Origin of the sequence: Streptomyces roseochromogenus subsp. oscitans DS 12.976 (assembly GCF_000497445.1) — a bacterium.
Taxonomy (GTDB): domain Bacteria; phylum Actinomycetota; class Actinomycetes; order Streptomycetales; family Streptomycetaceae; genus Streptomyces; species Streptomyces oscitans.
The window spans coordinates 1,359,936-1,374,135 of the sequence record NZ_CM002285.1 but is presented as its reverse complement, the minus strand read 5'-3'; the positions used below and the strand labels follow the sequence as shown (position 1 = coordinate 1,374,135).

The 14,200-nt window shown below is 70.6% G+C and carries 13 protein-coding genes; 9 read left to right on the top strand and 4 right to left on the bottom strand.

All coding sequences use genetic code 11. The features are described from left to right. The first annotated feature begins 5 nt into the window (after positions 1-5). From hpnH to M878_RS56190, 4 genes are read left to right on the top strand one after another with little or no spacing between them, the layout of a single operon-like run. Complete coding sequence (gene hpnH / locus M878_RS56205) at positions 6-1,028, top strand: adenosyl-hopene transferase HpnH (RefSeq protein WP_023545295.1); 1,023 nt, start codon at positions 6-8, stop codon at positions 1,026-1,028. Between the two features lie 4 nt (positions 1,029-1,032). After that, positions 1,033-2,160: a flavodoxin-dependent (E)-4-hydroxy-3-methylbut-2-enyl-diphosphate synthase gene (gene ispG / locus M878_RS56200; RefSeq protein ID WP_023545294.1), complete on the top strand. Its 1,128-nt coding sequence runs from the start codon at positions 1,033-1,035 to the stop codon at positions 2,158-2,160. A gap of 34 nt (positions 2,161-2,194) precedes the next feature. Next, positions 2,195-4,093: a 1-deoxy-D-xylulose-5-phosphate synthase gene (dxs, locus tag M878_RS56195; RefSeq protein WP_023545293.1), complete on the top strand. Its 1,899-nt coding sequence runs from the start codon at positions 2,195-2,197 to the stop codon at positions 4,091-4,093. Continuing rightward, on the top strand, positions 4,090-5,475 hold the full coding sequence (locus tag M878_RS56190; RefSeq protein WP_023545292.1) for an aspartate aminotransferase family protein: 1,386 nt from the start codon (positions 4,090-4,092) through the stop codon (positions 5,473-5,475). Before dxs ends, M878_RS56190 begins: the two co-directional genes overlap by 4 nt. A gap of 3 nt (positions 5,476-5,478) precedes the next feature. On the opposite strand, the gene M878_RS56185 is transcribed toward M878_RS56190, so the two are convergent. Further along, positions 5,479-5,766 (bottom strand): hypothetical protein, encoded by a 288-nt coding sequence (locus M878_RS56185; protein WP_023545291.1) that lies wholly within the window; start codon positions 5,764-5,766, stop codon positions 5,479-5,481. 121 nt (positions 5,767-5,887) lie between these two features. Here M878_RS56185 and M878_RS56180 point away from each other — a divergent pair, with 121 nt between their 5' ends. Both M878_RS56180 and M878_RS56175 read left to right on the top strand, forming a co-directional pair. Then, positions 5,888-6,511 carry a helix-turn-helix domain-containing protein gene (locus tag M878_RS56180; protein ID WP_023545290.1) on the top strand — a complete coding sequence of 208 codons (624 nt, stop codon included), beginning with the start codon at positions 5,888-5,890 and terminating at the stop codon, positions 6,509-6,511. After that, on the top strand, positions 6,508-6,630 hold the full coding sequence (locus M878_RS56175; RefSeq protein ID WP_023545289.1) for a DUF6126 family protein: 123 nt from the start codon (positions 6,508-6,510) through the stop codon (positions 6,628-6,630). Before M878_RS56180 ends, M878_RS56175 begins: the two co-directional genes overlap by 4 nt. Before the next feature lie 86 nt (positions 6,631-6,716). Here the strand turns inward: M878_RS56175 and M878_RS56170 are convergent, their stop codons facing one another. Beyond that, positions 6,717-7,514, bottom strand: coding sequence for a tyrosine-protein phosphatase (locus tag M878_RS56170; protein ID WP_023545288.1), 798 nt, complete (start codon positions 7,512-7,514; stop codon positions 6,717-6,719). 172 nt (positions 7,515-7,686) lie between these two features. On the opposite strand from M878_RS56170, the gene M878_RS56165 reads away from it, so the two are divergent. Both M878_RS56165 and M878_RS56160 read left to right on the top strand, forming a co-directional pair. Beyond that, positions 7,687-9,762 (top strand): alpha-galactosidase, encoded by a 2,076-nt coding sequence (locus tag M878_RS56165; RefSeq protein WP_023545287.1) that lies wholly within the window; start codon positions 7,687-7,689, stop codon positions 9,760-9,762. A gap of 163 nt (positions 9,763-9,925) precedes the next feature. Beyond that, positions 9,926-10,711 carry an SGNH/GDSL hydrolase family protein gene (locus M878_RS56160; RefSeq protein WP_023545286.1) on the top strand — a complete coding sequence of 262 codons (786 nt, stop codon included), beginning with the start codon at positions 9,926-9,928 and terminating at the stop codon, positions 10,709-10,711. Positions 10,712-10,800: 89 nt separating this feature from the next. On the opposite strand, the gene M878_RS56155 is transcribed toward M878_RS56160, so the two are convergent. Continuing rightward, positions 10,801-11,415, bottom strand: a complete 615-nt coding sequence (locus M878_RS56155) for a TetR/AcrR family transcriptional regulator (protein WP_106962673.1) — start codon at positions 11,413-11,415, stop codon at positions 10,801-10,803. Positions 11,416-11,597: 182 nt separating this feature from the next. Then, positions 11,598-12,782, bottom strand: coding sequence for a glutamate dehydrogenase (locus tag M878_RS56150; RefSeq protein ID WP_023545284.1), 1,185 nt, complete (start codon positions 12,780-12,782; stop codon positions 11,598-11,600). A 220-nt stretch (positions 12,783-13,002) separates the two neighbouring features. Here M878_RS56150 and M878_RS56145 point away from each other — a divergent pair, with 220 nt between their 5' ends. Continuing rightward, positions 13,003-14,160, top strand: a complete 1,158-nt coding sequence (locus M878_RS56145; protein ID WP_023545283.1) for an MBL fold metallo-hydrolase — start codon at positions 13,003-13,005, stop codon at positions 14,158-14,160. Positions 14,161-14,200: the final 40 nt, after the last annotated feature.

Here is a 14,200-nt window from a genome sequence, read left to right as displayed (position 1 = left end):
GCCAGATGGCCATGCCGTTGCGTCAGACCATCAAGGTCGCTACGTATCTGTTTGAACAGAAGCTCAGGAAGCGCGACAAGTTCGCTCTGCTGGTCGAGCTGGAGCCGCTGTTCGCGTGCAACCTCAAGTGCGAGGGCTGCGGCAAGATCCAGCACCCGGCGGGCGTGCTCAAGCAGCGCATGCCCGTGGCGCAGGCCGTGGGCGCGGTCCTGGAGTCGGGTGCGCCGATGGTCTCGATCGCCGGCGGCGAACCTCTGATGCATCCGCAGATCGACGAGATCGTGCGGCAGCTGGTGGCGAAGAAGAAGTTCGTCTTCCTGTGCACCAACGCGCTGCTGATGCGCAAGAAGATGGACAAGTTCAAGCCCTCGCCCTACTTCGCCTGGGCCGTGCACATCGACGGGCTGCGGGAGCGGCACGACGCCTCGGTGGCGAAGGAGGGGACCTTCGACGAGGCGGTGGAGGCGATCAAGGAGGCCAAGCGGCGCGGCTTCCGGGTGACCACCAACTCCACCTTCTTCAACACGGACACCCCGCAGACCGTCGTCGAGGTGCTCAATTTCCTCAACGACGACCTGCAGGTCGACGAGATGATGCTCTCGCCCGCCTACGCCTACGAGAAGGCCCCCGACCAGGACCACTTCCTCGGCGTCCAGCAGACCCGGGAACTGTTCAAGAAGGCATTCTCGGGCGGCAACCGCGCGAAGTGGCGGCTCAACCAGAGCCCGCTCTTCCTGGACTTCCTGGAGGGCAAGGTCGACTTCCCGTGCACCGCGTGGGCGATCCCGAGCTACTCGCTGTTCGGCTGGCAGAAACCCTGCTACCTGATGAGCGACGGCTACGTGCCCACGTACCGGCAGCTGCTGGAGGAGACCGACTGGGACAAGTACGGCCGCGGCAAGGACCCGCGCTGCGACAACTGCATGGCGCACTGCGGCTACGAACCCACCGCCGTCCTCGCCACCATGGGCTCCCTGAAGGAGTCGCTGCGGGCCATGCGCGAGACCGTCTCCGGAAACCGGGAGTGACACGATGACCGCCGTTCCCTTGGGCGTTCCCGAGGTACCGGCCCGCCCGGTCGCACCGCGGCGGCTGTCGCGGCAGATCCAGGTCGGGCCGGTGGCGGTCGGGGGCGGAGCCCCGGTGTCGGTGCAGTCGATGACGACGACCCGTACGTCCGACATCGGCGCCACCCTGCAGCAGATCGCGGAACTCACCGCGTCCGGCTGCCAGATCGTCCGCGTCGCCTGCCCCACGCAGGAGGACGCGGACGCCCTCGCCACCATCGCCCGAAAGTCGCAGATCCCGGTGATCGCGGACATCCACTTCCAGCCCAAGTACGTCTTCGCCGCCATCGAGGCCGGGTGCGCCGCCGTCCGGGTCAATCCGGGCAACATCAAGCAGTTCGACGACCAGGTGAAGGAGATCGCGCGCGCCGCAAAGGACCACGGCACACCGATCCGGATCGGCGTCAACGCCGGTTCCCTCGACCGGCGACTGCTGCAGAAGTACGGCAGGGCCACCCCGGAGGCGCTGGTCGAGAGCGCGCTGTGGGAGGCCTCGCTCTTCGAGGAGCACGACTTCACGGACATCAAGATCTCCGTCAAGCACAACGACCCGGTCGTGATGATCGAGGCGTACCGGCAGCTCGCCGAGAGCTGTGACCACCCGCTGCACCTGGGGGTCACCGAGGCGGGCCCCGCGTTCCAGGGCACGATCAAGTCGGCCGTGGCCTTCGGGGCGTTGCTGTCCCGGGGCATCGGCGACACGATCCGCGTCTCGCTGAGCGCGCCGCCGGCCGAGGAGGTCAAGGTCGGCATCCAGATCCTGGAGTCCCTCGGCCTCAGGCAGCGGCGGCTGGAGATCGTCTCCTGCCCCTCCTGCGGCCGGGCCCAGGTCGACGTCTACAAACTCGCCGAGGAGGTCACGGCGGGCCTGGACGGCATGGAAGTGCCGCTCAGGGTCGCGGTGATGGGGTGTGTGGTGAACGGTCCGGGCGAGGCCCGCGAGGCCGACCTGGGAGTTGCCTCGGGCAACGGAAAGGGGCAGATTTTCGTCAAGGGCGAGGTCATCAAGACCGTACCCGAGTCGAAGATCGTGGAGACGCTCATCGAGGAGGCGATGAAGATCGCCGAGCGAACGAGCCCCGCAGACAAGTGAGTTGAGGTAGAGCACGGACCGAGAGGGGGCCCACGTGACCATTCTGGAGAACATCCGGGGACCACGCGACCTGAAGGCGCTGTCCGAGGCGGAACTCGGCGAACTGTCCGAGGAGATACGCGAGTTCCTGGTGCACGCGGTGTCGCGGACCGGCGGTCATCTCGGGCCCAATCTGGGGGTGGTGGAACTGTCCATCGCGCTCCACCGGGTCTTCGAGTCACCGGTCGACCGCATCCTGTGGGATACCGGCCACCAGTCCTATGTCCACAAGTTGCTGACCGGGCGTCAGGACTTCTCCAAGCTGCGCGGCAAGGGGGGACTGTCCGGCTACCCCTCGCGCGAGGAGTCCGAGCACGACATCATCGAGAACAGTCATGCCTCCACCGCGCTCGGCTGGGCCGACGGCCTCGCCAAGGCCCACCGGGTGCAGGGGGAGAAGGGCCATGTGGTCGCCGTCATCGGCGACGGCGCGCTGACCGGCGGCATGGCCTGGGAGGCGCTGAACAACATCGCGGCCGCCAAGGACCGCCCGCTGATCATCGTCGTCAACGACAACGAACGCTCCTACGCGCCGACCATCGGCGGCCTCGCCAACCACCTGGCCACCCTGCGCACCACCGACGGCTACGAGAAGGTCCTCGCCTGGGGCAAGGACGTACTGCTGCGCACACCCGTCGTCGGCAACACCCTCTACGAGTCCCTGCACGGGGCGAAGAAGGGCTTCAAGGACGCCTTCGCCCCGCAGGGCATGTTCGAGGACCTGGGCCTGAAGTACGTCGGCCCGATCGACGGGCACGACATCAAGGCCGTCGAGTCGGCGCTGCGCCGCGCGAAACGCTTCCACGGCCCGGTCCTGGTCCACTGCCTCACCGAGAAGGGCCGCGGCTATGAGCCCGCCCTCCTGCACGAGGAGGACCACTTCCACACCGTCGGCGTGATGGACCCGCTGACCTGCGAACCGCTCGCGCCGTCCGGCGGCCCGTCCTGGACCTCGGTGTTCGGCGACGAGATCGTCCGCATCGGCGAGGAACGCGACGACATCGTCGCCATCACGGCGGCCATGCTGCACCCGGTCGGCCTCGGCAAGTTCGCCGAACGCTTCCCCGGCCGCGTGTGGGACGTGGGCATCGCCGAGCAGCACGCGGCCGTCTCCGCGGCCGGCCTCGCCACCGGCGGGCTGCACCCGGTCGTCGCCCTCTACGCCACCTTCCTCAATCGCGCCTTCGACCAGCTGCTGATGGACGTCGCGCTGCACCGCTGCGGGGTCACCTTCGTCCTCGACCGGGCCGGTGTCACCGGCGCCGACGGTGCCTCCCACAACGGTATGTGGGACCTGTCCGTCCTCCAGGTCGTCCCCGGCCTCAGGATCGCCGCGCCGCGCGACGCCGGCCAGCTGCGCGCCCAGCTGCGCGAGGCCGTCGCCGTGGACGACGCGCCCACGCTGGTCCGCTTCCCGAAGGAGTCCGTCGGCCCGGACATCCCGGCGATCGGACACGTCGGCGGCATGGACGTGCTGCACCGCGGCGAACGCCCCGAGGTGCTGCTGGTGGCCGTCGGCGTGATGGCACCGGTCTGCCTACAGGCCGCCGACCTGCTGGCGTCCCGCGGCATCGGCTGCACGGTGGTGGACCCCCGGTGGGTCAAGCCCGTCGACCCCGCGCTGCCGGGCCTCGCCGCCGAACACCGGCTGGTGGCCGTCGTGGAGGACAACAGCCGCTCCGCGGGCGTCGGTTCGGCCGTGGCGCTGGCCCTCGGCGACGCCGACGTGGACGTGCCGGTACGGCGGTTCGGCATCCCGGAGCAGTTCCTCGCCCACGCCAAGCGCGGCGAGGTGCTGGCCGACATCGGTCTCACGCCCGTCGAGATCGCCGGGCGGATCAGCGCGAGCCTGGCCGTCAGGGACGCGGACGGCACAGCCAAGGAGAATGAATGAGCACGGAGTTCGACCTCGGCGCCCTGCTCGCCGAGCGCGGTACCGAACGCTACGAGCTGCACGCGAAGTATCTCAACCCGCAGCTCCCGCGCATGCTGCACACCATCGGCTTCGACAGGGTCTACGAGCGGGCCGAGGGCGCCCACTTCTACGACGCGGACGGCAACGACTACCTGGACATGCTCGCCGGGTTCGGGGTGATGGGCCTGGGCCGCCATCACCCGGTCGTCCGCAAGGCGCTGCACGACGTGCTCGACCTGAACCTCGCCGACCTGACCCGGTTCGACTGCCAGCCGCTGCCCGGCCTGCTCGCCGAAAGGCTGCTCGCCCACAGCCCGCACCTGGACCGGGTGTTCTTCGGCAACAGCGGCACGGAGGCCGTCGAGACGGCCCTGAAGTTCGCCCGGTACGCCACCGGCAAGCCCCGTGTCCTCTACTGCGATCACGCCTTCCACGGCCTGACCACCGGTTCCCTGTCGGTCAACGGCGAGGGCGGCTTCCGCGACGGCTTCGCCCCGCTGCTGCCCGACACCGCCGTACCCCTCGGCGATCTCGACGCCCTGGCACGGGAGTTGAAGAAGGGTGACGTGGCCGCCCTGATCGTGGAGCCCATCCAGGGCAAGGGGGTGCACGAGGCCCCGCCCGGCTATCTGCGCGCCGCCCAGGAGCTGCTGCACCGGCACAAGGCGCTGCTCATCGCCGACGAGGTGCAGACCGGTCTCGGCCGCACCGGCGACTTCTACGCCTACCAGCACGAGGACGGCGTCGAACCCGACCTGGTGTGCGTGGCCAAGGCGCTGTCCGGCGGGTACGTCCCGGTCGGCGCCACCCTCGGCAAGGACTGGATCTTCAAGAAGGTCTACTCGTCCATGGACCGCGTTCTGGTCCACTCGGCCAGCTTCGGCTCCAACGCCCCGGCGATGGCGTGCGGCCTCGCCGTGCTGTCGGCCATGGAGAACGAGCAGATCGTCGCGGGTGTGCGCAGCACCGGTGAACTGCTGAAGTCCCGGCTGACCGGGCTGGTCGACAAGTACGAACTCCTCGCCGACATCCGCGGCCGGGGCCTGATGATCGGCATCGAGTTCGGCAAGCCGTCCTCGCTGAAACTGCGCAGCCGCTGGACCATGCTGCAGGCGGCGCGCAAGGGCTTGTTCGCGCAGATGGTCGTCGTGCCGCTGCTGCAGCGGCACCGGATCCTCACCCAGGTCTCCGGCGACCATCTGGAGGTGATCAAGCTGATCCCGCCGTTGATCATCGACGAGGCGGATGTCGACCGGTTCGTGGACGCCTTCACCGCCGTGATGGACGACGCGCACAGCGGCGGCGGCCTGATGTGGGACTTCGGCAAGACCCTGATCAAGCAGGCGGTGGCGGGCCGCTGAGCGTCAGGCGGAGAGCAGGACGACGAGGATGAAGGGAGCGGTCAGGCCGGCCGCGCCGAGGACGGTTCCCGTGGCCGCGGTCCATGGGCTGCCGACGCCGCGGCCGGCGTGGTACATGCCCATGAGGCCGAAGGTGACGGCCAGCCCGCCGGCGATGAGGCACAGCGGGAGCAGGGCGAGCGTAAGAGCGGGCCATGCGCCGACAGCGGCGACGATCCCCAGCACGAGGGATACGGGGCCGAGGGCGACGGCGGGTGTGTCGGCTCGGTCGGGCGTGATGCGGGCGGACATGCGAACCCCACTTTTGAACGTGTTCAAATCCTGGGTCGAGCCTATCAAGGCAGGGAGCTTGCTGCTTTGCCTCTAAGGCAAGAAAATTGCCGAATGGGCAAACATCGGGCTGAATGAAGGCATGAACGCCTCAGACGCCGGCCCACCGGCGGGTCCGGGTGACGAGCTGACGGCCGTCGCACCGCAGTTGCGGGCACTGCGCCGGCGCGCCGGCCTCACTCTGGAGGCCGCGGCCCGCGCCGCCGGGCTCTCGCCGGCCCATCTGTCCCGGCTGGAGACAGGCCGGCGGCAGCCGTCGCTGCCGATGCTGCTGGCTCTCGCCCGCATCTACGGTACGACCGTCTCCGAGCTGCTGGGCGAGACGGTCGCCGACCGGGACGCGATCGTGCGGGCCGGCGACATGGAGCCGACCCGGGCGGGCGGCTGGACGTACTTCCAGGCCGGGGCGCCCGGCCGGGCCATGCACGCCCTCCGCGTGCGGGTGCCGTACGGCTCGCAGGGCGACATCGTGCGCGTCCATCCCGGCGAGGAGTGGCTCTATGTCCTGCGGGGCCGGCTGCGGCTGCGCCTCGGTGACACCGCGCATCTGCTCGGGCCCGGCGACAGCGCTCACTTCGACTCGCTCACCCCGCACCGCCTCGCCGCCGAGGACCACGACGGCGTCGAGCTGCTGTTCGTCCACACCCTGCTGCAGAGCCCCACGGCCACGCTGTGCCTGGGGCCGCTGACCCGAGAGCTGCCATGAGCGACTTCGAGACGAAGTTCCCCCGTTCCCTGTGGATCCGCCTGATCATCTACATCGCCCTCGGCCATGTCCTGGCCGGGTTCCTGTACTTGCTGTTCGCGGTGGGCGCGAAGGGCTGAGGCGGCCGGGCCGGTGGAATCACGGGCGGATGCGGGCCGGTGAACTCACGGGCGTAGGCCCGACACGCCGGCGCTGTCGTGTCCGCTCAGTCCAGCAGGCGTTCGCGCAGGTGGTCGCGGGCAGCCGGGGTGAGGGCGAGGCCCTGCTCCAGGTACGTGTCCACGCCGCCCCAGGTCTGCTCGATGGTCTCGAACGCCGCGTGGAGGTACTCGGCGCGGGCGTCGAAGAGCGGGCTGAGCAACTCCATGACCTCGGGGGTGTAGGCACCCTCCGTGCTGCCGCTGCGGCGGACCTTGTAGCGCCGGTGCTTGGCGTTGGACTCCAGATAGTCGGCGACGATCGCGTCGCGCTCCACGCCCAGCGCGAGGAGTGTCACGGCTATGGAGATGCCCGCGCGGTCCTTGCCGGCCGCGCAGTGCATCAGGGCGGGCACGCTGTCCTCGGTGAGCGCGCGCAGGACCTGGGAGTGCTCGGTGGTGCGCTCCTTGACGATCGACCGGTACGAGGCGATCATCCGGGTCGCACCCTTGCCGTCGGCGAGGATGCCGCGCAGCTGGTCGAGGTCGCCGTCGCGGACCATCTTCCAGAACTCGGCGCCGTCCGCCGGGTCGCTCAGCGGCAGGTTCACATTCCGCACGCCGGGCAGCTCGACGTCCGGGCCCTCCAGCTTCTGGTCGGCCGCGTTGCGGAAGTCGAAGATCGTGTGCAGGCCCAGCGAGGTGAGGAATGCCGCATCGTCCTCGGTCGCGTGCGCCAGGTGTCCGCTGCGGAACAGCACCCCGTGCCGCACCCGCCGTCCGTCCATGGTCGGCAGTCCGCCAACGTCGCGGAAATTGCGCACTCCGGCCAGCTCCGGTTCGGTCGACGGGACCTGCTGCGTCACGGGGGCTCCTCCCGGTCGGGCCCCGCCGTCGCGGCTCGTCGGCGGGCGCTCTGTCGACCATACGACACCGGTTTCCTCGGGCAAGGAGTTGTCCACAGGCATTGCACCTGCGGCGGCGCGGCCTAATGATGTTGGCACTTGAGCGGATCTGTTGACACCTGTGAGGTCTTACGTGGTGGACATCGCCGAAGACGGTCGTACCTGGCTCCTCTCGGGGCCCACCAGCAGTTATGCCCTGCATCTCACCGACGCGGACGAACTGCTCCACCTGCACTGGGGGCCACGTGTCGCCCTCGCGGACGCGCAGGCCCTGGCCAAGGAGCCGCTGCCCGGCTACTGGCCCTTCGAGTCCCCGCTCGACGGCCGCGAGGAGTACCCCGTCGAGGGCGGCCCACGCTTCGTCCGCCCCGCCCTGTCCGTGCGCAGCGACGAGCGCCGCGGCACGGAGTGGAGATTCCAGGCCTACGACACGGAGGCGGACGAGTTGCGGCTGCGCTTCGACGACGACGGCCTGGCCGTCACCCTGCACTACCGGATGCGCGGTGACGTCGTCGAGCGCTGGGTCACGGTGGCGAACGACACGCACGCGCGCGTGGAGCTGCTGCGAGCCGACGCGGCCACCTGGACCCTGCCCGACCGCGACGGCTGGCGGCTGTCCCAGCTGCACGGCCGCTGGGCCGCCGAGTCCCGCCTCACCACCGCCCCGCTCACCTACGGCGAGAAGGTCATCGGCAGCCGCCGCGGGCACACCGGCCACCAGCACCTGCCCTGGGTGGCGCTGGACACCGACGCCACCGAGGAGCGCGGCGAGGTCTACGGCTGTGCGCTCGGCTGGTCCGGCTCCTGGCGTATCGCGGTCGCCCAACTCCCGGACGCGCGCGTGCAGATCACCGGCGGCGCCGGCTACGACGACTCGGGCCTGCTGCTCCTTCAGCCCGGGGAGTCGTACACCACCCCCGTCTTCGCGGGCCTGTGGAGCGGCGGCGGTTTCGGCGGCGCTAGCCGCACCTGGCACGCCTACCAGCGCGCGTACGTCATCCCGGACGCGGAGCGGGACCGGCCGGTGCTCTTCAACTCCTGGGAGGCGACGAACTTCGGCATCTCCGAGGAGCAGCAGCTCGCGCTCGCCCGACGGGCCGCCGGCATCGGCGTGGAGCTTTTCGTGGTGGACGACGGCTGGTTCGGCGCCCGCACCAGCGACCGCGCCGGGCTCGGTGACTGGACCCCCAACCCCGACCGCTTCCCACAGGGCCTGAAGCCCCTCGCCGACCAAGTGCACGGCCTCGGTATGCAGTTCGGCATCTGGGTCGAGCCCGAGATGGTCAACCCGGACAGCGACCTGTACCGCGCGCATCCCGACTGGGTGCAGTACCAGCCGGGGCGCAAGCGGACGGAACTGCGCAACCAACTCGTCCTCAACCTCGCCCGCGAGGACGTCCAGGAGTACCTCTGGGAGCAGCTGGACACCCTGCTCTCCAGCGCGCCGATCGACTATGTGAAGTGGGACTTCAACCGCTGCTTCACCGACGTCGGCTGGCCCGGTGAGCCGTATCCGCAGCGCCTGTGGGTGGACCACGTCCGCGCCCTGTACGCCCTGCTGGACCGGCTCCGCGCGGCCCACCCCTCGGTCGCCTTCGAGTCCTGCTCGGGCGGCGGCGGCCGCATCGACCTCGGGGTGCTGAGCCGTACCGACCAGGTGTGGACCTCCGACAACACCGACCCGCTCGACCGGCTCGCCATCCAGCATGGCTTCAGCCAGATCCATCCCGCGCGCGTGATGGCCGCCTGGGTCACCGACAGCCCGAACACCCAGCTCAACGGCCGGGTCAGCACGCTGCGGTTCCGCTTCGTCAGCGCCATGGCGGGCGTACTCGGCGTCGGCGGCGACCTCACCGAATGGACCGAGGAGGAACTGGCCGAGGCCCGCCAATGGGTCCAGCTCTACAAACAGATCCGCCCGGTCGTCCAGCACGGCGAACTGCACCGACTGCGGCCCCCGGCCGGCGGCCTGAGCGCCGTGCAGTACGTCCGGGGGGAGGACGCGGTGGTCCTGGCCTGGCTCCAGGCGCAGAGCTACGGCGAGCCCGTACCGGCGCTACGGCTGCGCGGACTCGATCCGACGGCGTCGTACGAATGCCGTGAAACGGGTGAAGTCCACCGGGGTGCTGTCCTGCTGCACCACGGGCTCCGCACCGGACTCAAGGGCGACCTGGATGCGACGGTCCTCCGGCTGCGCCGCATGGGCTGACGGCCTTCAACTCTCCTGGGGTCAGCCCTATTCCTGATTCGCAAACTATTTAAGAGTGTCTCTTCTCACCGTTCGTCAACCCCTCCTTACGGTCGCGTAGGTCACATCCGAAGGTGAATCATGGTGCGACGTGGCAGACGATTCGAAGAATGACAACAGATCAGTGATCGGGTCGTACGTGGCGGTGGGGGACAGCTTCACCGAGGGCGTCGGCGATCCCGGGCCCGACGGGGCGTATGTGGGCTGGGCCGACCGGTTCGCCGTACTGCTCGCCGACCGGCGGCCCGAGGGTGACTTCAAGTACACGAATCTCGCGGTACGTGGGAAGCTGCTCGACCAGATCGTGCAGGACCAGCTTCCGCAGGCCGTCGAACTGGCCCCGGACCTGGTGTCCTTCTGCGCGGGCGGCAACGACATCATCCGCCCCGGCACCGACCCGGACGAGGTGGCCGAGCGCTTCGAGCGGGCCGTGGCCCAGCTGACCGAGGCCGCGGGCGCGGTCATGGTGACGACCGGCTTCGACACGCGCGGCGTTCCCGTGCTCAAGCATCTGCGCGGCAAGATCGCCACGTACAACGGGCACGTCCGGGCCATCGCGGACCGGTACGGCTGCCCCGTGCTCGACCTGTGGTCCCTCAAGTCCGTGCAGGACCGCCGGGCCTGGGACAACGACCGGCTCCACCTCTCACCCGAGGGCCACACGCGCGTGGCGCTGCGCGCCGGCCAGGCCCTCGGCCTCCAGATCCCGGCCGACCCCGAGCAGCCGTGGCCGCCGCTGCCGCCCCGGGGCACCCTGGACATCCGCCGCGACGACGTCCACTGGGCCCGTGAGTACCTCGTCCCGTGGATCGGCCGCCGCCTGCGCGGCGAGTCCTCCGGCGACCATGTCACGGCCAAGGGCACCCTGTCCCCCGACGACATCAAGCACCGCATCGCCTCGGTTGCCTGACCCACCCCCGTGCCCCACACCGCGCAGCATGCGGTGGGGGCACGGGCGTTCGGGGCCGGGCGCGGCGGGGCGGCAACCGGAACTCCCGCCTAGCGTTCGGTCAACGCCTTCCGGTCCAGGCCCAGTTCCCGCGCGAGCGCGTCATCGACCCAGTCCTGCGCGCGCGTCCGCGGTACCGCGCCCGGGTACGACGTCAGCTGTACGGCCAGCCCGTCCAGCAGCGCCGTCAGCCGCAGCGCGGTACCTGCGGGGTCGGCGCAGGCGAACTCGCCCGCCGCCACGCCCTCGGCGATGACATCGGTGATCGCCGCCTTCCACTGCCGGTCCAGGTCCAGGGTGACCTCTCGCAGGGCGGGCTCGCGCAGGGCCACGGCCCAGCCCTCGATCCACAGCCGCCAGCCCTTGGCCTGCCCGGTCGGCGCGTACCAGCGCACCGCGGCCCGCAGCCGGCGCAGCGCGGACGTCCGCCGGCCCAGCAGCTTGCGCAGGCGCGCGAGATCGTCCTCGGCCGCATAGGTGAACGCGGCCGCGACCAGCTTCTCCTTCGTCGAGAAGTGGTACAGCACCAGCGCGTTGCTCACCCCGAGCGCCGCGGCCACGTCGGCGATCCTGACCGCCGCCACGCCCCGTGCCTCGATCTGCCCGATGGCAGCCCGCAGCAGCTCCTCCCGCCGCTCGGCCACGCTCAACCGCACTCTCGCCACGCGGTCACCCTACACAGCCGCCCGGACACGCGCCGACGACCTCTTGCCACCCTTGCGCGGCCGGGGCCACAGCACCGCGCTACTGACTGGTCGTGCAGTCAGTCAGCGATCCGCTGTCACCGTCGGGGCCACCGTGCCACCGCCATCCCCCGTCGCCGTAGGAGCCGGCCCGTGGAATCCCTTCACCGGTACCACCCGAAGCGGGCCGCGATCGCCGGGAGCCGCTCGGTCACCAGGGCATGGGCGGCCGCGCGCGGGGTCGTACCGTCGGCGTCCGCGCGGTCGAGCATCAAGGCGACCAGGGCACGCATGGTGCGCCGGATGTGGGCGAACGCCTCCTCGGCGTCGGCGCCGATGTCGCCGAACAGGGTCCACCACCACCAGGCGTTCGTCGCGGAGTTGACCACCACGTCGGGCAGCACGGTCACTCCGCGCCCGGCCAGCAGTTCCTCCGCCTTCGGCAGTACGGGCATGTTGGCGGCCTCGACGATCCAGCGGGCCCGTATCCGGTGCTGGTCGGCGGTGCCGATCGCGTACGACACGGCCGCCGGCACAAGCACCTCCGCGTCGGCCGACAGCCAGGCGTCGCCGGGCAGTTCGCGGTCGCCGGGGCGCAGGGCATGGCGGTCGACAGTGCCGTAGCCGTCCCGCGCGGCCAGCAGGGCCTCGACGTCGAGCCCCGCCGGATTGGCGATGGTGCCCTTGATGTCGGCGACCGCCACGACCGTCAGCCCCGCGCGTGCCAGGAACCGCGCGGTGGCCCCGCCCATCGTGCCGAGCCCCTGCACGGCGACCCGGGTGCCCGGGTACGGCACGCCGGCCCGGTCCAGCGCGGCGAGCACCGACTCGGCGACCCCGCAGCCGCCGGCCAGCTCGTCCAGGCCGATGCCGTCCACCTCGACCGCGAAGGCGTCCGCGAGCCGTTTGCGGGCCGTCGCCTCGTCGTCCAGCAGCGGGTACACCGCCTGGATCGAGGAGACCAAGCCGGCCTCGGCCGCCGCACGGTCGATCAGGTCCTGGGTGAGACCGAGGTCCTCGCCGGTGCTCCAGAAGCTCTCGATGTACGGCCGCATGGCGCGCAGATAACGCACCAGCAGCTCGTACGCCCCCGGGGCCCGGGGATCGCAGTCGATGCCGCCCTTGGCGCCGCCGAGTGGGACGTAGCGAGCCTCGGGGTCGTAGTGCAGGGCCTCCTTCATCGTCATGCCGCGGGCGAGCCCCGTCACCTCCTCCAGGGTGCAGCCGGGGCGCATCCGCAGCCCCCCGCTGGCCACGCCGCGCACCAGCCGGTCCACGACCAGGAAGCCCTGGCGGCCGGTGACATGGTCGGTCCAGACGAGCGACATCAGGGGAGCGCGGGCGGTCATGGTGCCTCCAGGGCGGGCGCGGACGGTGGTGGGCGAGGGGAGCCCGACGGATCTGCTCCTGTGACGCTTTACTGAACAGTGAGTCAGTATCCGAAGCGGGTCCGCGCCTTGTCAACGCGCTGAACGGAGGTTCAGTAAAGTGGGCCGGTCCCCGGGCTGTCGGAGGGGCCGACCATAATGGGGAGCCTCACTCACTCCACCGGGAGGTACCGTGACCGGAATGCGTTCCTCGGGCTCCGGGATCCGCGCGCTGCGGCCGGCGGCGTTCGGCGCGGACCCGGGCGGTGAGCGCCTGGCACGCATCCGCCGCTCCCCCCACTTCAAGGACGGTGTGTTCCAGAACCCGGGCGGTGCGGCACGCACCCGGCCGTCCGGTTCCACGCTGGACATCGCCAAGGTGTTCCTCGACAAGGACACCCGGCCACTGCGCTCTCCGAAGGGCACCGTCCCGGTGCACCCCACGACCTTCGCCGACCTGGCCAAGCCGCCCGCCACAGGACTGCGGCTGACCTGGATGGGCCACTCCAGCGTCCTCGCGGAGATCGACGGCCACAGGGTGCTGTTCGACCCGGTCTGGGGTGAGCGCTGCTCCCCGTTCCCCTTCGCCGGACCGAAGCGGCTGCACCCCGTGCCGCTGCCACTGGCCGCGCTCGGCGAGGTGGACGTGGTCGTCATCTCGCACGACCACTACGACCATCTGGACCTGCCCACGATCAAGGCGCTGGCCGGCACGGACACCGTGTTCGCCGTGCCGCTGGGTGTCGGCGCCCACCTCGAACACTGGGGCGTGTCCCCGGACCGGCTGCGCGAGCTGGACTGGCACGAGTCCACCAGGATCGGCGGGCTCACCCTCACCGCCACCCCGGCCCGCCACTTCTGCGGCCGAGGCCTGCGCAACACCCAGCACACCCTCTGGGCGTCCTGGGCCGTCGCCGGCGAGGAGCACCGGATCTACCACAGCGGTGACACCGGCTACTTCGAGGGCTTCAAGGACATCGGCGCCGCCCACGGCCCGTTCGATGCCACGATGATCCAGATCGGCGCGTACAGCGAGTTCTGGACCGACATCCACATGACCCCCGAGGAGGGCCTGCGCGCCCACCTCGACTTGCAGGGCGGCGCCCCGCACGGAGCGCTGCTGCCGATCCACTGGGGCACCTTCAACCTCGCCCCGCATCCCTGGGCCGAGCCGGGGGAGTGGACGAAGGAGGCGGCCGAGGAGGCCGGCCAAGCGGTGGCCCTGCCCCGTCCCGGAGAACCCTTCGAGCCCGCCGGCAAGCTCCCGGCGGAGGCATGGTGGCGCGGCGTGTCGGGAGAACTCCGGCGCACCTGGCGCTCGGTGGGGGTGTTCGTCGCGGAGCCGCCCAAGCGGGGCTGAGCGACGAGGCGGAGCCGTCAGGGGCCGGAAGGATGTGCTC